This is a genomic window from Bradyrhizobium sp. WSM4872 (genome assembly GCF_055811715.1).
In genome coordinates this window covers 46,968-70,988 of the sequence record NZ_JBVVPT010000018.1, presented here as the reverse complement: position 1 = coordinate 70,988, position 24,021 = coordinate 46,968, and the positions used below count along the sequence as shown (strand labels likewise).

Annotated in this window: 23 protein-coding genes; 15 read left to right on the top strand and 8 right to left on the bottom strand. The window is 65.3% G+C overall.

Annotation, left to right across the window (positions count from 1 at the left end):
- Positions 1-3 precede the first annotated feature (3 nt).
- Positions 4-2,418 (bottom strand): phosphoketolase family protein, encoded by a 2,415-nt coding sequence (locus AC0L3C_RS22920; protein WP_473409044.1) that lies wholly within the window; start codon positions 2,416-2,418, stop codon positions 4-6.
- On the opposite strand from AC0L3C_RS22920, the gene AC0L3C_RS22915 reads away from it, so the two are divergent.
- The 5 genes from AC0L3C_RS22915 to AC0L3C_RS22895 all read left to right on the top strand — a co-directional run bounded on the left by AC0L3C_RS22915 (position 2,417) and on the right by AC0L3C_RS22895 (position 6,822).
- A complete protein-coding gene (locus AC0L3C_RS22915; RefSeq protein WP_473409043.1) occupies positions 2,417-2,599 on the top strand; it encodes a hypothetical protein in 183 nt (60 codons plus the stop codon). The two genes, AC0L3C_RS22920 and AC0L3C_RS22915, sit on opposite strands and share 2 nt — an antisense overlap.
- Positions 2,600-2,629: 30 nt before the next feature.
- On the top strand, positions 2,630-3,793 hold the full coding sequence (locus AC0L3C_RS22910) for a PA0069 family radical SAM protein (protein WP_473262865.1): 1,164 nt from the start codon (positions 2,630-2,632) through the stop codon (positions 3,791-3,793).
- Between the two features lie 24 nt (positions 3,794-3,817).
- Positions 3,818-4,273 carry a VOC family protein gene (locus tag AC0L3C_RS22905; RefSeq protein WP_473262867.1) on the top strand — a complete coding sequence of 152 codons (456 nt, stop codon included), beginning with the start codon at positions 3,818-3,820 and terminating at the stop codon, positions 4,271-4,273.
- A gap of 84 nt (positions 4,274-4,357) precedes the next feature.
- On the top strand, positions 4,358-5,215 hold the full coding sequence (locus AC0L3C_RS22900; RefSeq protein WP_473278949.1) for a ribonuclease HII: 858 nt from the start codon (positions 4,358-4,360) through the stop codon (positions 5,213-5,215).
- 98 nt (positions 5,216-5,313) lie between these two features.
- On the top strand, positions 5,314-6,822 hold the full coding sequence (locus tag AC0L3C_RS22895) for a glycosyltransferase family 39 protein (RefSeq protein WP_473262869.1): 1,509 nt from the start codon (positions 5,314-5,316) through the stop codon (positions 6,820-6,822).
- A 118-nt stretch (positions 6,823-6,940) separates the two neighbouring features.
- On the opposite strand, the gene AC0L3C_RS22890 is transcribed toward AC0L3C_RS22895, so the two are convergent.
- Entirely contained in the window at positions 6,941-7,756 is an 816-nt protein-coding gene (locus AC0L3C_RS22890; protein ID WP_473409042.1) for a uracil-DNA glycosylase, read from the bottom strand.
- 135 nt (positions 7,757-7,891) lie between these two features.
- Between AC0L3C_RS22890 and AC0L3C_RS22885 the strand changes: the two genes are divergently transcribed.
- From AC0L3C_RS22885 to AC0L3C_RS22875, 3 genes are all read left to right on the top strand, one after another.
- Positions 7,892-9,553, top strand: a complete 1,662-nt coding sequence (locus AC0L3C_RS22885; RefSeq protein WP_247357009.1) for an electron transfer flavoprotein-ubiquinone oxidoreductase — start codon at positions 7,892-7,894, stop codon at positions 9,551-9,553.
- 336 nt (positions 9,554-9,889) lie between these two features.
- Positions 9,890-11,692 (top strand): tetratricopeptide repeat protein, encoded by a 1,803-nt coding sequence (locus AC0L3C_RS22880; RefSeq protein WP_473278953.1) that lies wholly within the window; start codon positions 9,890-9,892, stop codon positions 11,690-11,692.
- Positions 11,693-11,720: 28 nt separating this feature from the next.
- Positions 11,721-12,605, top strand: a complete 885-nt coding sequence (locus AC0L3C_RS22875) for a 4-(cytidine 5'-diphospho)-2-C-methyl-D-erythritol kinase (RefSeq protein WP_473262874.1) — start codon at positions 11,721-11,723, stop codon at positions 12,603-12,605.
- On the opposite strand, the gene AC0L3C_RS22870 is transcribed toward AC0L3C_RS22875, so the two are convergent.
- The 5 genes from AC0L3C_RS22870 to AC0L3C_RS22850 all read right to left on the bottom strand — a co-directional run bounded on the left by AC0L3C_RS22870 (position 12,602) and on the right by AC0L3C_RS22850 (position 17,257).
- On the bottom strand, positions 12,602-13,462 hold the full coding sequence (locus tag AC0L3C_RS22870) for an alpha/beta fold hydrolase (RefSeq protein ID WP_473409075.1): 861 nt from the start codon (positions 13,460-13,462) through the stop codon (positions 12,602-12,604). The genes AC0L3C_RS22875 and AC0L3C_RS22870 overlap by 4 nt on opposite strands.
- A 7-nt stretch (positions 13,463-13,469) precedes the next feature.
- Positions 13,470-14,102: a LysE family translocator gene (locus AC0L3C_RS22865; RefSeq protein WP_473409041.1), complete on the bottom strand. Its 633-nt coding sequence runs from the start codon at positions 14,100-14,102 to the stop codon at positions 13,470-13,472.
- 59 nt (positions 14,103-14,161) lie between these two features.
- Positions 14,162-15,418, bottom strand: coding sequence for a beta-ketoacyl-ACP synthase II (gene fabF, locus AC0L3C_RS22860; RefSeq protein ID WP_473409040.1), 1,257 nt, complete (start codon positions 15,416-15,418; stop codon positions 14,162-14,164).
- A gap of 1 nt (position 15,419) precedes the next feature.
- On the bottom strand, positions 15,420-15,935 hold the full coding sequence (locus AC0L3C_RS22855; protein WP_473409039.1) for a winged helix-turn-helix transcriptional regulator: 516 nt from the start codon (positions 15,933-15,935) through the stop codon (positions 15,420-15,422).
- 314 nt (positions 15,936-16,249) lie between these two features.
- Positions 16,250-17,257: a polyprenyl synthetase family protein gene (locus AC0L3C_RS22850; RefSeq protein WP_007594965.1), complete on the bottom strand. Its 1,008-nt coding sequence runs from the start codon at positions 17,255-17,257 to the stop codon at positions 16,250-16,252.
- A 132-nt stretch (positions 17,258-17,389) separates the two neighbouring features.
- Here AC0L3C_RS22850 and AC0L3C_RS22845 point away from each other — a divergent pair, with 132 nt between their 5' ends.
- The 6 genes from AC0L3C_RS22845 (at position 17,390) to glyS (ending at position 23,028) form a co-directional block, all read left to right on the top strand.
- Positions 17,390-17,617 carry a putative signal transducing protein gene (locus AC0L3C_RS22845; RefSeq protein ID WP_007607161.1) on the top strand — a complete coding sequence of 76 codons (228 nt, stop codon included), beginning with the start codon at positions 17,390-17,392 and terminating at the stop codon, positions 17,615-17,617.
- On the top strand, positions 17,610-18,380 hold the full coding sequence (locus AC0L3C_RS22840; RefSeq protein ID WP_473409038.1) for a tRNA1(Val) (adenine(37)-N6)-methyltransferase: 771 nt from the start codon (positions 17,610-17,612) through the stop codon (positions 18,378-18,380). The genes AC0L3C_RS22845 and AC0L3C_RS22840 overlap by 8 nt, the downstream gene beginning before the upstream one ends.
- A gap of 211 nt (positions 18,381-18,591) precedes the next feature.
- Positions 18,592-19,500 (top strand): S49 family peptidase, encoded by a 909-nt coding sequence (locus AC0L3C_RS22835; protein ID WP_473265897.1) that lies wholly within the window; start codon positions 18,592-18,594, stop codon positions 19,498-19,500.
- A 116-nt stretch (positions 19,501-19,616) separates the two neighbouring features.
- Positions 19,617-19,808, top strand: coding sequence for a hypothetical protein (locus AC0L3C_RS22830; RefSeq protein ID WP_473265939.1), 192 nt, complete (start codon positions 19,617-19,619; stop codon positions 19,806-19,808).
- A 185-nt stretch (positions 19,809-19,993) separates the two neighbouring features.
- Positions 19,994-20,929: a glycine--tRNA ligase subunit alpha gene (locus tag AC0L3C_RS22825; RefSeq protein ID WP_473265898.1), complete on the top strand. Its 936-nt coding sequence runs from the start codon at positions 19,994-19,996 to the stop codon at positions 20,927-20,929.
- Positions 20,929-23,028 carry a glycine--tRNA ligase subunit beta gene (gene glyS, locus AC0L3C_RS22820; protein ID WP_473265899.1) on the top strand — a complete coding sequence of 700 codons (2,100 nt, stop codon included), beginning with the start codon at positions 20,929-20,931 and terminating at the stop codon, positions 23,026-23,028. Before AC0L3C_RS22825 ends, glyS begins: the two co-directional genes overlap by 1 nt.
- 185 nt (positions 23,029-23,213) lie before the next feature.
- On the opposite strand, the gene AC0L3C_RS22815 is transcribed toward glyS, so the two are convergent.
- A complete protein-coding gene (locus tag AC0L3C_RS22815) occupies positions 23,214-23,567 on the bottom strand; it encodes a DUF1236 domain-containing protein (protein WP_473265900.1) in 354 nt (117 codons plus the stop codon).
- 222 nt (positions 23,568-23,789) lie between these two features.
- Between AC0L3C_RS22815 and AC0L3C_RS22810 the strand changes: the two genes are divergently transcribed.
- Positions 23,790-23,945, top strand: coding sequence for a DUF3096 domain-containing protein (locus AC0L3C_RS22810; RefSeq protein WP_007594951.1), 156 nt, complete (start codon positions 23,790-23,792; stop codon positions 23,943-23,945).
- The last annotated feature ends 76 nt before the right edge of the window (positions 23,946-24,021 follow it).

Below are 24,021 nucleotides of genomic sequence, written 5' to 3'. Positions count from 1 at the left end.
CTGTCAGTCGCCCGCCTCTGCCGGCGTGTTGCCGCCGGCGCTGTTCTGCCAGACCCATCCCTGGATTTCCGGCATGTCCTCGCCGTATTCGCGCACATAGCGCGAATGCTCGATCAGCTTGTCGCGGAATTGCTGCTTCACGTGCGCCGCCCTGGTCGCGAGCCCCGGCACGCGCTCGATCGCCTCGATCGCGAGGTGATAGCGGTCGAGCTCGTTGAGCACGACCATGTCGAACGGCGTCGTCGTGGTGCCTTCCTCGGCAAAGCCGCGGACGTGCATGCCGGCGTGGTTGGTGCGGTTATAAGTCAGCCGGTGGATCAGATAGGGATAACCGTGATAGGCGAAGATCACCGGCTTGTCGCGCGTGAACAGGCCGTCGAAGTCGCGGTCGGACAAACCGTGCGGGTGCTGCTCCCTGGGTTGCAGCGTCATGAGGTCGACGACGTTGACGACGCGGATCTTCAGCTCGGGCAGCGCCTTGCGCAGCAGATCGACGGCAGCGAGCGTTTCCAGTGTCGGCACGTCGCCGGCGCAGGCCATCACGACATCGGGCTCGCCATTCGCGTCTTCCGTGCCGGCCCAGCTCCAGATGCCGATGCCGGCATCGCAATGCGTGGCTGCCTCCTGCATCGACAGCCATTGCGGCGCCGGCTGCTTGCCGGCGACGATGACGTTGATGCGGTCATAGGTGCGCAGGCAATGATCGGCGATCCACAGCAGCGTGTTGGCGTCCGGCGGGAAGTAGATGCGGACGATGTCGGCCTTCTTGTTGGCGACGAGATCGACGAAACCTGGATCCTGATGGCTGAAACCGTTGTGGTCCTGGCGCCAGACATGCGAGGTGAGCAGATAGTTGAGCGAGGCGATCGGTCGCCGCCACGGCAGATGCCGGGTCACCTTCAGCCATTTGGCGTGCTGGTTGAACATGGAATCCACGATGTGGATGAACGCCTCGTAGCAGGAGAAGAAGCCGTGGCGTCCGGTGAGCAGATAGCCCTCTAACCAGCCCTGGCAGAGATGCTCGCTCAGGACTTCCATCACGCGTCCGTCCTGGGCGAGATGCACGTCGTAAGGTTTTGTCGGCTCCATCCAGACCCGTTCGGTGGCCTCGAACACCGCATCGAGCCGGTTTGACGCGGTCTCGTCCGGGCCCATGATGCGGAAGTTGCGGGCCTCGGCGTTGAGGCGGATGACGTCGCGCAGGAATTTGCCGAGCTCGCGGGTTGCCTCCGCCACGACGCCGCCCGGCTCAGCGACCTCGACGGCGAAGCCGCGGAAGTCCGGCAGCTTCAGCTCCGTCTTCAGAAGGCCACCATTGGCGTGTGGATTGGCGCCCATGCGGCGATTGCCTTCGGGGGCGAGCGCCTGGAGCTCGGCAATGAGCGCGCCGTTCGCGTCGAACAGCTTTTCTGGCTCGTAGCTGCGCATCCAGTCTTCGAGAATCTTCAGATGCGCCGGATTGTCGCGGCAGTTCGCGACGGGCACCTGATGCGCCCGCCAAAAACCCTCGACCTTCTTGCCGTCGACTTCCTTGGGGCCGGTCCAGCCCTTCGGACTGCGCAGCACGATCATCGGCCAGCGCGGGCGTTCGACGCTCTTGCGGCCGTCGCGGGCGTGCTTCTGGATCGACCGGATGCTGACGAGCGCGACGTCGAGCGCGTCTGCCATGGTCCGATGCATCAATTTGGGATCGTTGCCCTCGACGAATAGCGGCTCGTGACCGAGCCCGCGGAAGAGATCGCGGATCTCTTCGTCGCGCATCCGCCCGAGCACGGTCGGATTGGCAATCTTGTAACCGTTGAGATGCAGGATCGGCAGCACCGCGCCGTCATGCGCAGGATTGAGGAACTTGTTGGAGTGCCAGGACGCCGCGAGCGGGCCGGTCTCGGCCTCGCCGTCACCGACGACACAGGTGACGATCAGGTCGGGATTGTCGAATGCCGCGCCATAGGCATGCACCAGCGCGTAGCCGAGCTCACCGCCTTCGTGGATCGAGCCCGGCGTTTCCGGCGCCGCGTGACTCGGGATGCCGCCGGGGAAGGAGAATTGCCTGAACAGCTTGCGCAACCCCTCGGTATCGCGCGCGATATCGGGATAGATCTCGCTGTAGCTGCCTTCGAGATAGGTGTTGGCGACCATGCCGGGGCCGCCGTGCCCGGGACCGCAGACATAGATCACGTTCAGGTCCAGCGCGCGGATGACGCGGTTGAGATGGGCATAAATGAAGTTCAAACCGGGCGTCGTGCCCCAATGGCCGAGCAAACGCGGCTTGATGTGCTCGGGCCGCAACGGCTCGCGCAGCAGCGGGTTGTCGAGAAGGTAGATCTGCCCGACGGAGAGATAGTTCGCGGCGCGCCAATAGCGATCGAGCAGATCGAGGTCGCTGCTCGCGGCGGCCAATTGTTGTTGATTCGTCATGTTCCTGCCGACCTTCACCCGGGATCGTCACCAACCGAGTTCCGGCGAGATCGATCCTTCGGCAGCATCAAACGGGATCGCCGTGACGCCACTGTTGCGTGAAGTCAAAAGCGGGCGCGCGAAGTTTGGGCAGCTCTACTGTGCATGGGGTTGTTTTCACGTTTTTGGTTTGTGTTCTTGATTTGTTCCGTTGGCGTGCTATCTTGGCTTCATGAGTCCAGCATCCTCTCATGCTCTCAAGCACCCGCCGGTCACGGCGCCCTCCGAGCCGGCGGGTGCGCCTTCTGACTTCCCTGAGCTGGCGGTCGCCATCGACCGCCAGCGCAGGCGAGGCCGGGGCGCGCAGTCCAACGCCAGCGGCCGGTTTGAGGCCGAGGCGCGCGTCACATTCGACGATGGCTGGCAGAGCCTTGAAGAACTGCCTCCGTTCAAGACCACGGTCGGGATCGACACCTCGCGCAAGGTGATCACCCGCAACGAATCTCCCGACATTGGCTTCGACCGCTCGATCAATCCCTACCGCGGCTGCGAGCACGGCTGCGTCTATTGCTTCGCGCGGCCGACGCATGCCTATCTCGGCTTGTCGCCGGGGCTCGACTTCGAGTCGAAGCTGTTCGTGAAGCCCGAGGCGCCGGCTCTGCTCGAGAAGGAGCTTGCGGCGCCGGGCTATGAGCCGCGGATGATCGCGATCGGCACCAACACCGATCCCTATCAGCCGATCGAGCGCGAGCGCAAAATCATGCGCGGCATTCTGGAGGTGCTGGAGCGCGCCGGCCATCCCGTCGGGATCGTCACCAAGTCGGCGCTGGTGACCCGCGACATCGACATTCTTGCACGCATGGCCAGGCGCAACCTCGCCAAGGTCGGGATCTCCGTGACCTCGCTCGATCCGAAACTGGCGCGTACCATGGAGCCGCGGGCATCGACGCCGCCGAAGCGGCTGGAGGCGCTGAAGCAGCTTTCCGAGGCCGGCATTCCGACCACCGTCATGGTCGCGCCCGTGATCCCCGCGCTGAATGATTCCGAGATCGAGCGCATCCTGGATGCCGCCGCCCATGCCGGCGTCAAGGAAGCCTCCTACGTATTGCTGCGGTTGCCGCTCGAGGTGCGCGATCTCTTCCGTGAATGGCTGATGGCGAACTATCCGGACCGCTACCGCCACGTCTTCACGCTGATCCGCGACATGCGCGGCGGCCGCGACTACGACGCGAAATGGGGCGAGCGCATGAAGGGCACCGGGCCGATGGCCTGGACGATCGGCCGCCGCTTCGAGATCGCCTGCGACAGGCTCGGGCTGAACAAACGGCGCTCCAAGCTGACGACGGATCATTTTGCCAAGCCGAAGCGGAACGGCGATCAGCTCAGCCTGTTCTGAGCGACGAAGTGGGAGAGGCGTCGTATGAGTCAGGAACTGCCAGCTCCAATCCCGCGGCTTACCGTCATCACGCTGGGCGTGAATGATATCCGCGCCAGCATTGCCTTTTACGATGCGCTCGGTTTTTCGCGCCGGCTGAAGGTGACCGGCGAGGCCGTTGCGTTCTATGACACCGGCGGTTCGGTGCTCGCGTTGTTTCCCTGGGATCAGCTCGCGGCCGACGCCACATTGCCTGATCATCCGAGGCCATCGACGTTCCGCGGCATGACGCTCGCCTGGAACTGCCGCGCGCGTGAGGAGGTGGATGCGGTGCTGGCCTTCGCCGTCGGCAAGGGAGCCGCGCTGCTGAAGGCCGCACACGAGACCGACTACGGCGGCTATTCCGGTTATTTCGCCGATCCTGACGGCCATCCCTGGGAAGTCGTGGTCGCCCCCGGCATCGACGTCGGCGAGGACCGGCGGGTGCATCTGGCGGAATAGGGCGGCTGACTTGAATCTTGAATAGCGGGAATTGTCCGAGGTTCCCGGTTGCGCAGGCCATGCCGCTTGCGCACGATCCCGACCATGATTCGGGATCAATCCGCCAAGAAGCCGGCCAAAGGCGCGCCCACGAAGGCTGCACCTGAGAACACGAAGGCTGCGCCTAAGAACGAGAAGGCTGCGCCCAAAAAAATCGCCAAGGCGCTGGCCGGCACAAAGAGCGCCATTATCGTCGCCCCAAGCTTCCGTCGCGAGCGCGCGCTGATCAAGCGCGGCGTCTGGCCGGTGGCGGGCTGCGATGAGGCCGGCCGCGGGCCGCTGGCCGGTCCTGTGGTGGCGGCGGCGGTGATTCTCGATCCCAACCGCATCCCGCGCGGCATTGATGATTCCAAGCGCCTGACGGCCGAGGAGCGCGAAAGGCTGTTCGACAAGATCTGCGCCACCGCCCAGGTCTCGGTGGCCGTCGCCTCGCGCGCCCGCATCGACCGTGACAACATCCTGCGCGCCTCGCTGTGGGCGTTGAAGCGCGCCGTGGTGGCGCTGCCCGAGCAGCCCCGGCACGTCTTCGTCGACGGCCGCGACCGGCTCGACACGGAATGCGATTGCGAGGCCGTGATCGGCGGCGACGGGATCGTCCTGTCGATCGCAGCGGCTTCGATCATCGCCAAGGTGACGCGGGACCGCCTGATGTGCGCGCTGGCGCAGGACTGCCCCGGCTACGGTTTCGAGCAGCACAAGGGCTACGCCGTGCCCGAGCACCTCGACGCGCTCAACCGCCTCGGCCCCACCGTCCACCACCGCAGCTTCTTCGCCCCCGTCGCCGCCGCGCGCGCCAAGCACATGCCCTGGACGGTCGAGCAGGCGCAGGATCTGTTTGCGGTGACCGAGATCGAGGTACAGGTGGATACGAGCCTGGAAGTCGACGCGTCGGCAAATCTCTAGACGAGACTCGGTTGCCACGACGCGTGCCGCCCTCTATCAAAACAATCGTGAGCGAATAGGGCCGGCTTCACGGGTTGGCTGTATCTTTCGGACGTTGCATGCGGTTTACCTCCCTGGTCATCGAGCTCATTCGCGCGCGGCCGCGGCTGATCGTCTGGATCGCCGTGCTGCTCCAGGCGGCGATGTGGCTGTTCGTGGCGCTGGTGTTTTATCGCAGCCCGCCCGGCAGCCTCGCGACCCTGCTAGCCTTCGGCCGCGAATACCAGGTCGGTACTGATTTGGGCCCGCCCTTGCCGGTCTGGCTTGCCGACATCGCCTATCGCGCCGCCGGCGGCCACGTGTTCGGCGTCTACGTCCTGGCGGAGCTCTGCGGGGTCGCGACGTTGATCTCGCTCTATCATCTGTCCCGCGCGGTGGTCGGCGCCCAGCAGGCAGTGCTGGCCGTGCTGCTGACCATGACGCTGCTGGCCTTCTCCTCGCCCGCACTCGACTTCGGCCCGCTGGTGCTGGCGCGGCCGCTCTGGGCGCTGCTGCTGCTGCATTCCTGGCAGATCATCGGGCAGCGCCGCGGCAACGCCTGGTTTGCCTGGTCGATCGAGGCCGGCCTCTTGCTGCTGACGACGCCGGCTGCGATCTTCCTGCTGTTGCTGATTGTCGTCTTCGCACTCGCAACCGCGGGCGGCCGCCGCACGCTGCGCGCATTCGACCCGCTGTTTGCACTGGTGGTCGTCGCCGTGCTGGCATTGCCCTATGCCGTCTGGCTGATGCGCGCCGAGGTGCTTGTCCTGCCGGCCTTGCCTGAGGTCGCCCAGCTCAATGCCCGCGCGCTGCACGCGGCGTGGCTGCTCGGGGGACTCCTGCTCGGTGCGGCGGCGATCCCGGCGCTGACGGTCCTCAACACCGGCCTGTTCGTTCCTAAGAGCGAGGAGGCGCCGATCATCTACCGCCCGCCGGTCGAGCCGCTCGCGCGCAATTTCGTCTATTTCTTCGCGCTGGCGCCGGCGCTCGGAGCGGTGCTGATCTCGGGCCTGCTGGGCCTCGATGCCGTCGTCGGCGGCGCCGGCGTCGTGCTGGTGTTGTCGGGACTTGCCGTGGTCGTGGGAGCCGGCGATCTCATCGCGATGCGTCGCGCGAGGATGCTGCGGATGGTCTGGGCGGCCGCCGTCATCGCGCCCGCAATCGGCGTCGTGCTCGCCGTCCTGCTCCTGCCGTGGACCGGTGCCAACGAGATCGCGACCTCGATGCCGGCGCGGGCGATTTCGGACTTCTTCGACGAGAGCTTTGCCCGCCGCACCAATCATCGTCTGCGCGCGGTCGCCGGCGAGACCCAGCTTGCGAGCCTGATCACGCTGCATTCCGGCCGGCCCCATCTCTTCATCGATGCCGAGCCCGCGCGCACGCCCTGGATCAATCAGGCCAAGTTCAGCGAGACCGGTGGCGTCGTGGTCTGGCGCGCCTCCGATACCGCCGGCACCCCGCCGCCGGACATCCTCGCGCGCTTTCCCGGCATCGTCCCGGAAGTCCCGCGCGCCTTCGAATGGCTGGTGACCGGACGCCAGCAACTCCTGCGTATCGGCTGGGCCATCGTGCGGCCGAAGGGGACGTAGCTTGTCATTCCGGGGCGCGCCGCCCGGCGCGAGCCCGGAATCCATCGAACGGCAGTTGGTGGATGGATGGATTCCGGGCTCTCGCTTCGCGAGCCCCGGAATGACACCGCGTGTGTCGCTATGGCGCGCCTTGCGCCAGCACCTTCGCGATCGCGCGCAGATCCTGCCAGGCCAGCCGCTTGTACGACGGCGAGCGCAGCAGATAGGCGGGGTGGAAGGTCGGCAGCGCGCGGATGGTGCGCCCGCCCGTCTCGTAGTCGAACCAGCGGCCGCGGGTACGCATGATGCCTTCGCGGGTCGACAGCAGCGTCTGCGTCGAGGGATTGCCGAGCGTCACCAGCACGTCCGGATTTACCAGCTCGATCTGGCGCTGGATGAAGGGCAGGCAGATTTGCGTCTCCTGCGGCGTCGGCGTGCGGTTGCCGGGCGGCCGCCAGGGAATCACGTTGGCGATGTAGGCGGTGGTGCGCTTGAGGCCTATGGCTCCCATCATCAAATCGAGCAGCTTGCCGCTGCGCCCGACGAAGGGCAGCCCCTCGATGTCCTCGTCGCGGCCCGGTGCCTCGCCGACGAACATGATGCGCGCCTGCGGATTACCGTCGGCGAAAACCAGCCGTGTCGCCGTGTGCTTCAGCGCGCAGCCGTCAAAGCTCTGCATCAACTCGCGCAGCGCCTCGAGCGTCGGCGCGGTGCGCGCGGCCTCGCGCGCCGAGGCGATCGCGACGTCGGGCGCCGGTGCCGCCTCGCCGCGCATCACCGCGGGCGCGGCGGCCGGCCGTGAAGCCTCGACGGGAGGTGGCGCGCGCGGGGCCGGAGGTGGAACATCCAATTCCGCCAGGCGGTCGATCGGCTCCTCCGCGAGCGTGCAATCGACTCCGGCCTCCAGATAGAAGGCGAGAAGCTCTCGGACCGTGGGTGCGGGTTCTGGGATCATCGGAAAGTCTGACTATTAGTCCAGTTTGGGGCGCCTTGCACCCCGGCGAAACGCATTTCCGAGGTTGTCCTACCCGGAAAAATCGGAAACAAGAGGGCGCAATCGACCAAGGACCGTCTCAAGGGCTGAGATCAGATGAGCACCGAAGAACTTCCCCCGCGCGAATCCATGGAATTCGACGTCGTCATCGTCGGCGCAGGCCCCTCGGGCCTGGCTGCAGCGATCCGGCTGAAGCAGATCAATGCCGATCTCAACGTCGTCGTGGTGGAGAAGGGCTCCGAGGTCGGTGCGCATATTCTCTCCGGCGCCGTGATCGACCCGGCCGGGCTCGACAAGCTGATGCCGGACTGGCGCGAGGATTCCGATTGTCCTCTGAAGACTCAGGTGAAGGACGACCGCTTCTACTGGATGACGGGCGGCGGCGCGATCAGGCTGCCTAACTTCATCATGCCGCCGCTGATGGACAATCATCACTGCTATATCGGCTCGCTTGGTAATGTCTGCCGCTGGCTGGCACGCAAAGCGGAAGCGCTAGGCGTCGAGATCTATCCGGGCTTTGCCGCGGCCGAGGTGCTCTATGACGAGCAGGGCGCGGTGAAGGGCATTGCCACGGGCGACATGGGCATCGGCCGGGACGGTAAGCCGAAGGACTCCTTTACCCGTGGCATGGAATTGCTCGGCAAGTACACGCTGTTCGCGGAAGGCGCGCGCGGCAGCCTGACCAAACAGCTCATCGCGAAGTTCGCGCTGGATACCAAGAGCGAGCCGGCGAAATTCGGCATCGGGCTCAAGGAAGTCTGGCAGATCGATCCCGCCAAGCACCAGAAGGGTATGATCCAGCATTCGTTCGGCTGGCCGCTCGATCTGAAGACCGGCGGTGGCTCGTTCCTCTATCACTACGACGACAACCTCGTTGCCGTCGGCTTCGTCGTGCATCTCAACTACGATGACCCGTATCTGTCACCGTTCGACGAGTTCCAGCGTTTCAAGACCCATCCGTCAATCCGCTCCACCTTCGAAGGTGCCAAGCGGCTCGCCTATGGCGCGCGCGCCATCACCGAGGGCGGCTATCAGTCGGTCCCGAAACTCAGCTTCCCCGGCGGCGCCCTGATCGGCTGCGCGGCCGGCTTCGTCAACGTTCCCCGGATCAAGGGCGTGCACAACGCGATGGGCACGGGCATGCTCGCCGCCGAGCACGTTGCGTCCGCCATTGCCGCCGATCGCGCCAATGACGAGATCGTCGACTACGAGAACGCCTGGCGCTCCTCCTCGGTCGGCAAGGATTTGTTCCTGGTCCGCAACGTCAAGCCGTTGTGGTCGAAGTTCGGCACGGTGCTCGGCGTTGCGCTCGGCGGCTTCGACATGTGGTGCAACACGCTGTTCGGCGGCTCGCTGTTTGGCACCCAGTCGCACGCCAAGCCCGATCGCGCGACGCTCGATCCGGCCAAGACCCACGCACCGCGGACCTACCCGAAGCCGGACGGCAAGATTTCCTTCGACAAGCTCTCGTCGGTGTTCCTGTCCAATACCAATCATGAGGAGGACCAGCCGGTCCATCTCAAGGTCACGGACATGAACCTCCAGAAAACCTCCGAGCACGACGTGTTCGCCGGTCCGTCGAATCGCTATTGCCCGGCCGGCGTCTATGAGTGGATCGAGGAAGGTTCGGGCCCGCGCTTCCAGATCAACGCCCAGAACTGCGTCCACTGCAAAACCTGCGACGTGAAAGACCCCAACGGCAATATCACCTGGGTTCCCCCGGAGGGCGGCGGCGGTCCGAACTACGAGGCGATGTAGGCTGGGGTCATCAAGCCACGATCCATGTGACCAAGGCCCAATGTGACCAAAGTTGCGTGATCTTCGCCCTGTGACGCACGTTCGCGTGAGAACCCGGCCGCCTTCGCGGGTCGCGGCCACGATACGGCCATACTGGCGGCGTCTTGGGGCGCTCTTGACCGGCCACTTGGTCGATTTGGGCCGTGCGGAGGGGATCGCCCGGCCCGAATCCTTGCGGTGAAGCGCCAAAAGCGGCATTGTCGGCCTGACGGTTCCGGGTCCCCATGCCACCGGCCGCGTTCGCATGCGATACGGCCTTCTGCAAACCCAGGCACTACCAACTCAAGGCGAGCCCTGATGCTTTCAAATCGTTTCAACCGTTGGACTGTTGCCGCCATTGCCCTCATGGGCTCAGCGATGGCGACGGTCCCCGGCGCGGTCCTGGCGCAGACGCCGGATCATCCGTCCGATACGGCGGCGCAGTTTCCGACCCGAAACGATCTGAAGGCGCTGACCACCTCCGGCAGCTATCTCGCCGCCCGCCACGCCAGCGTCGAGCGCGATGCGGCCTCCGCCGCCGCGTTCTATCGCTCGGCCCTGCGCACCGATCCCAAGAACAACGAGCTGCTCGACCGCGCCTTCATCTCTTCGGTCGCCGACGGTGACATCGACGAAGCCGTCAAGCTCGCCGAGCGCATCCTGACCATCGACAAGACTAACCGCGTTGCACGCCTCGTCGTCGGCGTGCACGATCTCAAGTTCAAGAAGTATGCGGCCGCGCAGACCAACATCAACCAGTCGATCCGTGGTCCGATTACCGATCTCGTTGCCACGCTGCTGTCGGGCTGGGCCGCCTATGGTGCGGGGGATGCCAAGGGCGGCGTCGCCACCATCGACAAGCTGGCCGGTCCGGAATGGTATCCGCTGTTCAAGGATCTCCACGCCGGCATGATCCTCGAGCTCGCGGGCAAGGAGAAAGACGCCGGCACCCGGTTCGAGCGTGCCTACAAGCTCGACGATTCCATGCTGCGCGTCACCGAGGCCTATGCGCGCTGGCTGTCGCGCAACAAGGACTCGGCGGCCGCGACCACGGTCTACCAGGCTTTCGACAAGAAGCTCGCCCGCCATCCGCTAATCGTGGAAGGGTTGCGCGACACCAAGGCCGGCAAGAAGATGCCGCCGCTGGTCGATAGCGCGCAAGCCGGCGCCGCAGAAGCACTCTACGGCATCGGCGCCACACTGACCCGCCGCGGCGGCGAGGATCTGGCGTTGGTCTATCTGCAGCTCTCGCTCTACCTTCAGCCCACCCATCCCCTGGCGCTGCTCTCGCTCGCCGATCTCTATGAATCGGTGAAGCGGCCGCAGATGGCGATAAAGGTCTATGAGCGGGTGCCGGCGTCCTCGCCACTCAAGCGCAACGCCCAGATTCAGCTTGCCATCGATCTGGATTCCGCCGACCGCACTGACGAGGCGATCAAGATCCTCAAGGGCGTCACCACTGAGGATTCCAAGGATCTGGAAGCCATCATGGCGCTCGGCAACATCGAGCGCGGCCGCAAGAAGTTTGGCGAATGCGGCGCGACCTATTCACAAGGCGTCGACGTGCTGCCGGCCGGCAACGACAAGGCCAACAGCGTCTGGTACTATTATCGCGGCATCTGCGAGGAGCGCTCAAAGCAATGGGGCAAGGCCGAAGCCGACATGAAGAAGGCGCTCGAGCTGCAGCCCGACCAGCCGCACGTCCTCAACTATCTCGGCTATTCCTGGATCGACCAGGGCATCAATCTCGACGAAGGCATGAAGATGATCAAGCGGGCGGTCGAGCAGCGCCCGGACGACGGCTACATCGTCGACTCCCTTGGCTGGGCCTATTACCGCATCGGCAACTACGAGGATGCGGTGAAGAACCTCGAGCGGGCGATCGACCTCAAGCCCGAGGATCCCACCATCAACGATCACCTTGGCGACGCCTATTGGCGCGTTGGCCGCACGCTGGAAGCCAAGTTCCAGTGGGCCCACGCCCGCGACCTCAAGCCCGAAGCAGATGAGCTTCCGAAGATCGAGGCCAAGATTGCAAACGGCATGACCGACGACAATTCGAACTCCTCGGCTGCGCAGGCGGAGAAGGAGAAGAAGAAGGACGACGGCAAGGGCGGCTGAGTGAGTTGAGGTTGGGGGCGTGTCGTCAATGCCGGCGTTGATTGAAGAAGGGCGCGCGAAGGTCAATCTGAGCCTTCGCGTGGTCGGCCGTCGTACCGACGGCTATCATGATCTCGAAAGCGTCGTCGCGTTTGCCGACTGCGCCGACCGGCTCACGCTGGAGCCCGGCGGCGAGCTGAAGCTCACCACGACGGGGCCGCTCGCGGCGGCCTGCGGCGATATGGCCGACAACCTCGTGTTCAAGGCGGCCAAACTCCTGGCCGAAGCCGTCCCGAACCTGAAGCTGGGCGCATTCGCGCTCGACAAGGTGCTCCCGGTCGCGGCCGGCATCGGCGGCGGTTCGGCCGACGCCGCGGCGGCGCTGCGATTGCTGGCGCGTCTCAACGATCTTTCGCTCGAAGACCCGCGGCTGCAGAACGTTGCGCTTGCGACCGGCGCCGACGTGCCGGTGTGCCTGTTCTCGCGCGCCTGCGACATGACCGGTGTCGGCGAGCAGCTGCTGCCCTTGATGCTGCCGAGCATGCCCTGCGTGATGGTCAATCCGCGCGTGCCGGTCGCGACCAAGGATGTGTTTCAGGCACTGGGTCTGCGCAACGGCGAACTCCTGGTCGGCGCCACCTCCGTCCTCGACGCCCCGGCCTGGCCGGGCGAGGGCGCCTCCATTGCCGATTGGATCGACACGCTCGAGGCCGTCGCCAACGATCTCGAAGCCCCCGCGATGCGCATCGAGCCTGTCATCGGCGACGTGCTGGAAGCCTTGCGTGGCTCCGCCGGCGTCAAGCTCGCCCGCATGTCCGGCTCGGGTGCGACGTGCTTTGGGATCTATGGCGCATCTGCCGAGGCGCATGCCGCCGCTGAGAAGATCCGCAGGGATCATTCCGGCTGGTGGGTGCACGCGGGGACGCTGAGCTAGGCCAGCCCGAGAAACTCCCGGATCTCACTCAACACCTCCTGCGGCTTGTCATGTTGCAGCCAGTGTCCGGCCCCGGCGATGGTCTCGACGCGCGCCTGCGGAAAGTAGCGCTCCAGGCCCGCGGCCCTCGCGCCAGCCAGAAAGCTTTCGCCGGCATTCAAGAGCAGCGTCGGGCAGGTGATGCGCGACCACAGCGCGATGTGATCGTCCGGCCAGAGCCGGTGCGGCGCAGAGGCGCGCTGGTAGGGATCGAACTTCCAGCTATAGGTGCCGTCCTCGTTCTGCCGCGCGCCGTGGGTGGCGAGATGCAGCGCGAGGTCGCGAGACAGCCGCTTGTTGTGAAGGACCATCTGCGCCGCCGCATCTTCGAGCGTCGAATAGCGGCGCGGTGCGCGGTCGTGCAGCTTGTCGAGCTGACCGACCCATTTGCCGATCCGCTCATGCACCGGCGGTTTGGGTGTATCCGGCAACATCGTCACGCCGTCGAGCACGACCAGCTTCGAGACCTGTTCGGGGAATGACCCCGTAAAGATCAGGCTGACCATGCCGCCCATGGAATGGCCGATGAGAGTGACTTGAGGGGCCGCGATGGCACGAACGAGCTGGGCGAGATCGTACACATACTCCGTCAGCGCGTAGCTGCCGCCTTTGGTCCAGTCGGAATCGCCGTGACCGCGCAGGTCGGGTGCGAGCACGTGAAAATGCGGCTGTAGCGACCGGGCGATGACGTCCCAGCTCCGGCAATGATCGCGCCCGCCATGGACCAGGATGGCGACCGGCGCGCCGTCGTTGCCCCAGTCGGCATAGTGCAGTCGCAAGCCGTGAGACTCGTAAGTGCGGCTTTGCGGGGCAAGCATGGTGGCGTTATCCATTCGCGGGCCGCCGCGCCAGTGCGAGCGACAGGCCGAGCCCTGCAATGAAGACACCGGAGCCCCGGGTGAGACGTCGCATCAGATGCGGCCTTCCGATCAACTGAGTGCGTGTCGCGGATGCCATCAGCACCACCATGATGTCGGCGAGCGTGTTCAGCGTCACCGAGATCGCACCCAGCATGAGGAATTGCAGCGTCGGGTTCGATCCCGCGGGGTCAAGGAACTGCGGAATGAAGGCGAGGAAGAAGGCGGCGGTCTTCGGGTTCAGCGCCTCGACCAGCACGCCGTCGCGAAAGGCGCGCTTGTCGCCGACGGGCTCGCTGTCGAATGACAGCGCGCGGCCAGCGTTGCGAAAAGTCCTGATGCCGAGCCAGACCAGATAGAGTGCGCCGACGAATTTCACGGCGGCAAACAGTTCGGCGCTGGCAAGAATGATCGCGGAGATGCCGAGGCTGCCCGCGACCACATGAACCAGCCCGCCGAGCGCAGTGCCCGCGGTCGATGCAAAACCGCTGGCGCGCCCTTCCGACAAGGTCCTTGCCGCGACGTAGAAAATGCCGGGGCCGGGAACGGCGGCGATGAGACAAGCGGCGGCCAGGAACAGCCAGAAATTCGTGTTGATCATCCTGCTTTGGTAGCGATGCTTGCCGCGATTGCAAGGCCGTCGTTTGTAAGGCCCGTCGTTTAGCCCATCCGGCGGAAGATCACGCTGGCATTCACCCCGCCGAAGCCGAACCCGTTCGAGATCGCGTGCTGCATCGGCATCGGGCGCGCCACACCGGCGACGATGTCGATGCCGTCTGCGGCGGGATCAGGATTTTCGAGATTGAGCGTCGGCGGCGCGATCTGATCGCGCAGGGCGAGCACGGTGAAGACCGCTTCCAGCCCACCCGCGGCGCCGAGCAGATGGCCGGTGGCCGATTTGGTCGCGCTCACCGCGATGCCGCGGTCGCGGCCGAACAGCGCGGCAATCGCGCCGAGTTCGCTCTCGTCGCCAGCCGGCGTCGACGTCGCATGCGCGTTCAGATGCTGCAAATCCGCGGGCGCAAGCTTGGCCTGCCGGAGCGCGATCTCCATGGCGCGCCGGGCGCCATCGCCGTCAGGCGGACCCGATGTCATGTGATAGGCGTCGGCGGTCGTACCGTATCCGACGATCTCCGCAATCGGCGTCGCGCCACGCGCCAACGCATGCTCCAGCTCCTCGATCACCAGGATGCCGGCGCCTTCGCCCATGACAAAACCGTCGCGGTCGCGGTCGAACGGGCGCGAGGCGCGCGCGTCGTTGAACCCGCTCGACAGAGCGCGGGCCGCAGCAAAGCCGCCGAGGCTGACGATGTCGATGCAGGCTTCCGCGCCGCCGCAGATCGCCACATCAGTCTCGCCCGCGCGGATCATGCGCGCGGCATCGCCGATCGCCTGAACGCCGGCGGCGCACGCCGTGACCGGTGTGCCCAGCGCTCCCTTGTAGCCGTATTTGATCGAGACGTGGCCGGCGGCGAGATTGGCGAGGAAGGAGGGGATCGTGAACGGCGAGAGCCGGCGCGGGCCGCGTTGTTCGGTGATGCGCACCGCCTCCGCCATCGCCGGAAAGCCGCCGACGCCGGAGGCGATGATCGTTGCGGTTCGTTCCTGCGCTGCCGCGTCCTGCGGCGTCCAGCCGGCCTGCGCAACCGCCTCTGCGGTGGCGAGCAGCGCAAACAGGATGAAGCGGTCCATCTTGCGTTGGTCTTTTGGCGCGGCCGCCTGCGCGGGATCGAAGCCGCCGTCCGCCTCATCGGCCTTGTCGGGCACGAGGCCGGCGATGCGTGCGGGCAGCGCCTGCGACCATTCCGGCAGCGGGCGCAGCCCGCTTTGGCCGGCCAGCAGCCGGCGCCACGACAGTTCGACACCGCAGCCAAGCGGCGACACCGCGCCCATTCCCGTCACGACAATACGACGCATGTCAGTCTCCAGCCGGCGCGACGGCCGGGTTCATGGCTTTGAGCGAGGTCAGCCGTTTACGCATGAGACGGCTGGCGCGGGGACCGGCGATGATGACCGCATTGGTGAGCGTGATCGGCTGCATGTCGGCGGCATCGACCACGACCGGATCGAACGGACGACGATCGTGCCGGTTCGCGAGCAGGATCGCTTCGCCCTTCGGCGCGAGATGCTTGTTGCCCCAGGCGAGCAGGGTCGCGACCACGGGGAAGAAGTCCCGGGCCTTGTCCGTCAGCACATATTCGTAGCGCGGCGGCCGTTCATTGTAGCGGCGGCGGACGAACATGCCCGTCTTGGTGAGGTGAGCAAGGCGCCGCGATAGGATATTCGGCGCAATCCCGAGGTTCTGTTCGAATTCGTCGAACCGCGTTGCGCCCTGGAAGGCATCCCGCAGGATCAGGATGCTCCACCATTCCCCGACCGTCTCCACGGCGCGGCCGACCGGACATTCCTGGATGGAAGGAGATTTGGGCTGCATGGCGTGAAGCTAGGTAAGTTACTTGCAAAATGCAAGTCACTGGGCGAGCAGTGGCCGATTCGGGTGGAGGGAGCCAAGGCAGCTGCGAAGCTGGAGCTGTCGCTGCGTTCGCAGTGACGGTGTTGATGAAGTGGTGGCGCCTACCTCAGCGATGTCGTCCCGGCGAAGGCTGAGACCCATACCCACGACTGTTGTTGTGGTGCACGATGGTAGCCAGAGCCGCTAAGACAACGCTGACCGGGGTAATGGGTCCCGGCCTTCGCCGGGACGACACTGAGGGTGTGGCGACCAGCAAGCGCTAGGGATGCGAGAAGCTAATGCGACCGGGCCAGACAGAACGCCACGACCTGCTCCAGCGCGCTCTTCATCGGCGAGGACGGGAACAGCGCCAGCGCGTCCACCGCCATGGCGCCGTAGTGCTGGGCGCGGCTCCGCGTGTCTTCGAGCGCACGATGCTTGTTCATCAGCCCGATGGCGTGGTCGAGGTCGGTGTCGCCGATCTCGCCGCGCTCGAGCGCGCGGATCCAGAAGGCGCGCTCGGTGTCGTTGCCGCGGCGGAAGGCGAGCACGACGGGCAGCGTGATCTTGCCCTCGCGGAAATCGTCGCCGGTGTTCTTGCCGAGCTTGGCGCTCTTGCCGCCATAGTCGAGCACGTCGTCGACGAGCTGGAAGGCGATGCCGAGATTCATGCCGACCGAGCGGCAGGCGGTCTGCTCTGCCTTCGGGCGGTTGGCGATCACGGGGCCGACCTCGCAGGCGGCCGCGAACAGCTCGGCGGTCTTGCCGCGGATCACGGCGAGATATTCGTCCTCGGTGGTCGCGGTGTTCTTGGCGGCGGCAAGCTGCATCACCTCGCCCTCGGCGATGGTGGCGGCGGCCGCGGAGAGAATGTCGAGCGCGCGGAGCGAGCCGACCTCGACCATCATGCGGAAGGCTTGCCCGAGCAGGAAATCGCCGACCAGCACGCTCGCCTCATTGCCCCAGAGCATGCGCGCCGACAGCTTGCCGCGGCGCATCTCGCTCTCGTCGACGACGTCGTCATGGAGCAAGGTGGCGGTATGCATGAACTCGACGCTGGCGGCGAGCTTGATATGACCGTCGCCGGTGTAGCCGGCGAGGTTGGCCATGGCCAGCGTCAGCATCGGCCGCAGGCGCTTGCCCCCTGAGGAGATCAAATGGTTGGCGACCTCCGGGATCATGGTCACGTCCGAACCTGTCCGCGACAGGATCGTGGCGTTGACGCGCTCCATGTCACCGGCGACAAGGGCAACCAGCTCTTCGATCGACGCGCCGGGAGTTTCGAAAGGTACGATGACGGCCACGCCGGTCTCCAATATTTGCCCCGGAAGGGCTATTCTGATGGAAAGACAATAGAAACTGGACGGGGATGCGGCAAGGGCCGTGGAACCATTGACATTTGGCGCTTAATCCCCGTCAGGCAGGAGGCCTGTGTTTTGCGAGAACTGGTTCGGACCAACGATATGGTGCTGGTGTCGGCGATAGGCGCGCTGCTCGACGGCGCCAACATCCATCATCTGGTGCTGGACCAGAACATGAGCATCATCGAGGGCTCGCTCGGCATTTTGCCGCGGCGGATCCTGGTCCACGAGGACGACGCCATCGAGGCCCGGCAGCTACTGACCGAGGCCGGCCTCAGCCACGAACTGCGCGGCGATGAGTGAAGCCCTGGCAGACCTCACCGAGGACGCCTTTCTCGGCGGGCAATTGCGGCTGAAGCAGAAGCGGTCCGGCCATCGCGCGGGGCACGACGCCATTCTGCTCGCGGCGGCGACGGAGGCGAGGGCGGGCGACCGCGTCGTCGATCTCGGCGCCGGCATCGGCACGGCCGGGCTTGCGTTGGCTCGGCGCGTGGCCGGGATCAGGCTCGGCTTGGTCGAGATCGATCCGGAGCTGGCGGAGCTTGCGCGCGCCAATGCGGCAGCGAATGCGATTGCCGCCGAGACGATCGTGCTCGACGTCACCGCAGAGGCGCAGGTCTTCGCAGCCAGCGGGCTCGCGCCCGACAGCGTCGACGTGGTGCTGATGAACCCGCCCTTCAACGATCCCGCTCGCCATCGCGGCTCGCCCGATCAGGCGCGCCAGATCGCGCATGTGGCGACGGACGAGACGCTGAATGCCTGGGTGCATGCGGCGCGGCGCATCCTCCGATCGCATGGCGCGCTGACATTGATTTGGCGCGCAGATGGGATCGCGGAGGTTTTGGCGGCGCTGTCTCGCGGCTTCGGCAGTCTCGCGATCCTGCCGGTTCACGGTGAAGCCGGGCGGCCAGCGATCCGCGTGCTGGTGCGCGCGATCAAGGGCGGGAGGGCTCCGACACGATTGTTGCCGGGCCTCATCCTCAACGAGGAATCACGCGTGCCTAAAAAAGAGGTGATGGATATTCTGGAGGGAAGGGCGGTTCTACCCCTGGTGGAACCGTGCTGAGCTATTGCGGAAGCGATTCCGATTGCTGCTCTTGGGGAGTCGTCAGGCGGATCGCCATGAACAGCGCACCGATCAGCAGCATCAGCAGATAGATTTTCATGGTGTTCTCCGCTGGCCCATTGCAGCCTCTCAACGGAGTTTCTGCAAAACACGTTCCGGGCCCTTCCAATGACAGTCGCGTGATAAGAAATGGTTAATCAGAGGTAACGGCATGGCCGAACAATTGAACGATCGTGAGAGTTCCGGCCTGGCCGACAAGCTCATGCAATATCTGCCGGCGCGCTTCCGTCCCGGCACGGCCGTGGTGCCGGTGGTGCGGCTGTCCGGTGTGATCGGCGCGGTGACGCCGCTGCGCCCGGGCATGACGCTCGCGACCGTTTCGCGGGTGCTGGAGCGGGCGTTTTCGATGCGCAACGCCAAGGCGGTGGCGCTGGTGATCAACTCGCCCGGCGGCTCGCCGGTGCAGTCGCGCCAGATTTACCTGCGCATCAAGCAGCTCGCGGCGGAGAAGAAGCTGCCGGTGCTGGTGTTCGTCGAGGACGTCGCGGCCTCCGGCGGCTACATGATCGCCTGCGCCGGCGACGAGATCATCTGCGATCCCTCCTCGATCCTCGGCTCCATCGGCGTGGTCGGCGGCAGCTTTGGTTTCCAGGAGGCGATCAAGCGGCTCGGCATCGAGCGGCGCCTCTACACCGCCGGCGCGCACAAGGCGATGCTCGACCCGTTTCTCCCTGAAAACCCCGACGACGTCGCCAAGCTCAAGGCGCTCCAGCGCGAGATCCACCAGATATTCATCGCGCTGGTGAAGGAGAGCCGCGGCGCGCGGCTGAAGGGCTCCGACGACACGCTGTTCACGGGTGAATACTGGGCCGGCGAGAGTTCGGTCGCGCTGGGGCTCGCCGACAGCATCGGCGATCTCCGCTCAACTCTTCGTGCCCGCTATGGCGAGAAGGTTCTCACCCCCGTGATTGCCCAGCCGACCGGTCTGCTCTCCAGCCTTTTGGGCCGGAAATCGCCCGGCGCGGGGCAGCTTTCGGCCGTGGAATCAATGGTCGGCCTGCCGGACGAGCTGATCTCGGCGGTCGAGACGCGCGCGATCTGGGCGAAATTCGGGTTCTAGGCGGCGCCCTCCCGCGCCATTTGGTCCCAAGGAGACTTGAGGCTGAGCCAATTGCGGTGCAGCCGGGTCTGGGCAAGAATGCGCGTGGGGGCTGAGCATTGAACAAGGATCGACCGATGCCGCCGTTCGTCGCTTTCGCGGGCGTCCTGGGCGGGCTTGCCGTGGTCCGCTGGGCCTACAAGACCGCTATCCGGATCAATCAGGAGCTGGAGGAGATGCGCCTCTCGCGCGTCGCCGAGGCCGCCCATAGGGGGGCCGTCCAGACGCTGAAGCAGGATCCCGTGACCGGAGCCTATCGGCCGGGTTAGTGGCTGCAGTCGTCATGGCCGGGCTTGTCCCGGCCATCTACGCCTTGCCTGACGCATGAAGAACGTGGATGCCCGGGACAAGCCCGGGCATGACCGGACACTCCACCCCCCTTTGCCTTGATTCCCACTCCTGCCGTCGATACGGTCCCGCGCGATTCAACCCCCCGCGAGAGCCCGATCTGACGATGGACGCCTCCTTGCCCGCCCATATGCGCCCGGAACGCTCGTTCCAGGGCTTTATCCTCGCGCTCCAGCGGTTCTGGGCCGAGCAGGGCTGCGTGATCCTGCAGCCCTACGACATGGAGATGGGTGCGGGCACCTTCCATCCGGCGACCACGCTGCGCGCGCTCGGGCCAAAGCCCTGGAATGCGGCCTATGTGCAGCCCTCCCGGCGGCCCAAGGACGGCCGCTACGGCGAGAATCCGAACCGGATGCAGCACTACTACCAGTTCCAGGTGATCATGAAGCCGTCGCCGCCGAACCTTCAGGAGCTGTACCTGAAGTCGCTCGCGGCGATCGGCATCGATTCTGCCATGCACGACATTCGCTTCGTCGAGGACGATTGGGAGAGCCCGACGCTGGGCGCCTGGGGCCTCGGCTGGGAGTGCTGGTGCGACGGCATGGAAGTCAGCCAGTTCACCTATTTCCAGCAGGTCGCGGGTGTCGAATGCGCGCCGGTCGCGGGCGAGCTCACCTACGGGCTCGAGCGGCTCGCGATGTATGTGCAGGGCGTCGATCGCGTCTACGACCTCAACTTCAACGGCCGCGACGGTGACGCCAAGGTCAGCTATGGCGATGTCTTCCTGCAGGCCGAGCGGGAATATTCGAAGCACAATTTCGAGATCGCTGACACCGCGATGCTGTTCGAGCAATTCAAGATGGCTGAAAGCGCGTGCAGAAAGTACCTAGAAGCCGGCTGGAAGGACGGCAAGCGCGAGGCGCATCTGATGTCGCTGCCGGCCTATGACCAGTGCATCAAGGCGAGCCATGTGTTCAACCTGCTCGACGCGCGCGGCGTGATCTCGGTGACGGAGCGGCAGAGCTACATTCTTCGCGTGCGCGAACTGGCAAAGGCTTGCGGCGAGGCCTGGATCCATACTGAAGCGGGCGGAGCGGCCTGATGCCTGATTTGTTGCTTGAACTGTTCTCCGAAGAAATTCCCGCACGCATGCAGGCCAAGGCGGCCGACGATCTGCGCCGCATGGTCACCGACAAGCTCGTTGCCGAAGGCCTCGTCTACGAGGGCGCAAAGGCGTTCGCGACGCCGCGCCGGCTCGCGCTGACCGTGCACGGCATTCCGGCGCGCCAGCCTGACCTGAAGACCGAACGCCGCGGACCGAAGATCGGCGCGGCCGATGCGGCCGTGCAGGGTTTTCTGAAAGCGACAGGTTTGACGTCGCTGGATGAGGCCAAGATCCAGCGCGACCCGAAGGGCGACTTCTACATCGCGCTGATTGAGAAGCCCGGCCGCGACGCGATCGACGTGCTCGCGGAAATCCTCCCCGTGATCATCCGCACCTTCCCCTGGCCGAAATCGATGCGCTGGGGTGCGCGCTCGGGCAAGCCGGGCTCGCTGAGCTGGGTGCGCCCGCTGCACGCGATCACCGCGACCTTCGGGCTCGAGACCGAAGAGCCCGACGTCGTGAAGTTTGCGGTGGACGGCATCGAGACCGGCCAAACCACTTACGGTCACCGCTTCATGGCTCCTAGCGCGATTTCCGTGCGACGCTTCGAGGATTACGAAGCGAAGCTGAAGGCGGCAAAAGTCATCCTCGATCCGCAGGCGCGCAAGGACATCATCTTCGCCGATGCCAAGGAGCTGACCTTCGCGCAAGGGTTCGAACTGGTCGAGGACCAGGTGCTGCTCGATGAGGTTTCGGGCCTCGTCGAATGGCCGGTCGTCATGATGGGATCGTTCGAAGCGGAATATCTCGCGATCCCCGACGAGGTGATCCGCGCCACGATCCGCAACAACCAGAAATGCTTCGTCGTCAAAGATCCCAAGACCGGCAAGCTGACCAACAAATTCGTCCTCACCGCGAACATCGAGGCGCCCGACGGCGGCAAGACCATCGTCGCCGGCAATGAGCGCGTGATCCGTCCGCGCCTGTCGGATGCAAAGTTCTTCTATGAGACGGACCTGAAGACGAAGCTGGAAGACCGGCTGCCGAAGTTCGAGCAGATCGTGTTTCACGAGAAGCTCGGCACACAGGCCGCGCGCATCAAGCGCATCGAACGTCTCGCCGCCGAGATCGCGCCGCTGGTCGGCGCCGATGTCGCAAAGGCCGCGCGGGCCGCGCATCTGGCGAAGGCGGATTTGCTGACCGAAGTCGTCGGCGAGTTTCCCGAGGTGCAGGGCCTGATGGGCAAGTACTACGCGCTGGCGCAGGGTGAGGATGCGTCCGTCGCGGCCGCCTGCGAAGAGCACTACAAGCCCCAAGGTCCTGCGGATCGCGTGCCGACCGATCCGGTTAGCGTCGCGGTGGCGCTCGCGGACAAGCTCGATACGCTCGTCGGCTTCTGGGCGATCGACGAAAAGCCGACCGGCAGCAAGGACCCGTATGCGCTGCGTCGCGCGGCGCTGGGTGTGATCAGGCTGATCGCTGAGAACGCACTGCGTCTGTCGATCATGAAGATGGCGGCGTCCGCACTCACCGGCTTGTCCTTGAAGCCTGCCGATGCGCAGAAGCTCCCGAGCGACCTGCTTGCCTTCTTCGCCGACCGCCTCAAGGTCCAGCTCCGGGAGCAGGGCGCGCGTCACGATCTCGTCGACGCCGTGTTCGCGCTCGGCGGCCAGGACGATCTCCTGATGATCGTCCGTCGCGTCGAGGCGCTCGGAAAGTTTCTCGAGACCGACGACGGCAAGAATTTGCTCGCCGGCATCAAGCGCGCCAGCAATATCCTCGGCATCGAGGAGAAGAAGGACAAGCGCAGCTTCGACGGCGCGCCCGATGCCGCGCTCTACGGTCTCGGCGAGGAGAAGGCGCTGGCCAAGGCGATCGGCGAAGTGAAGGCGGAGGCAAGCGCTGCTGTCGCGAAGGAAGACTTCGCTGCCGCGATGAGTGCGATGGCCAAGCTACGCCCGCCGGTCGATGCATTTTTCGAGAAAGTCCGCGTCAACGACGAGGATACGCAGGTGCGCGAGAACCGCCTGAAGCTGCTCAACGAAATCCGCAGCGCCACGCGTGCGGTGGCGGATTTCTCGAAGATCCAGGATTGAGCGCGGTCCCGCGGCCGCCAACACTGTCAATCCGGGCTCGCGCTTCGCGCGCCCCGGAATGACGACAGCACAAAAAAGCCCCGCCCGGCGGGGGGAGGACCGGGCGGGGCCTGATGTCCGACTATACTGCTCGCGTCAGCCTGATTGATGTGACGCGCCGGACACCTAGTCGATTCCGGAGAACGCTAGTCCATCACCTCGACGATGCGCCGCGAGCGCGGCTCGACCAGCACGGTCTCGCCGTTCACGACGGTATAACGATAGGTGGTGGCGCCGAAACGCTGCGGCACGTCATAATAGGTGACGCCGCTTTCAGGTAAGGTGGCACCGACCACCACGCGATCCGGGATGCGGAAAGCCGGTACACGTTGTTCGACGACATAGTCGCGGAAAGCCGGCCGCTGCTCGACCGCGATGGTCGGGCCGCTCTCGACGACGACGGGCGCGCGTCCCACGGTGACGCTGCTTTGCGCCTGCGCCGCAAGGGGCGAGCCGATCGCGGCCGCGAGCGCTGCAAGAGCAAGAATCCTGTTCCGCATGGGCAACTCCTTCGAGAAGGTTTCGGGAAGCGCCAATGGCGCGACCGGTTGCCAATGCAGGCGTCTTGGCGATGTTCCGGAAAACGCCCGCCGCATTCGCGGCATTTTCGGGCTGTTTTCGCGGAGCCGGGAACTCGCGCGCGCCCAGTGCGTCTCTACCCGCGGAACCCAGTCCGCTATGATCCCGCCGCGATTCGCCCCCACCCCACGGAAAGAAAATTCATGCACATCACCGTCGCCCACATCTCGCCGATCCTGTCTCTGCTTGCGGGTGTGCTCATCCTGATCATGCCGCGCCTGCTGAACCTGATCGTCGCGATTTTTCTCATCATAAATGGTGCGATCGGGCTCGGATTGTTGAAGTGGCTCCATCTCTAGGCCTTCATTCTACGGAACTCTTCGACTTGCGCGGACCTGCCCAAAGTGGTGTAAGGCCCGCAATTACCCATTCCTC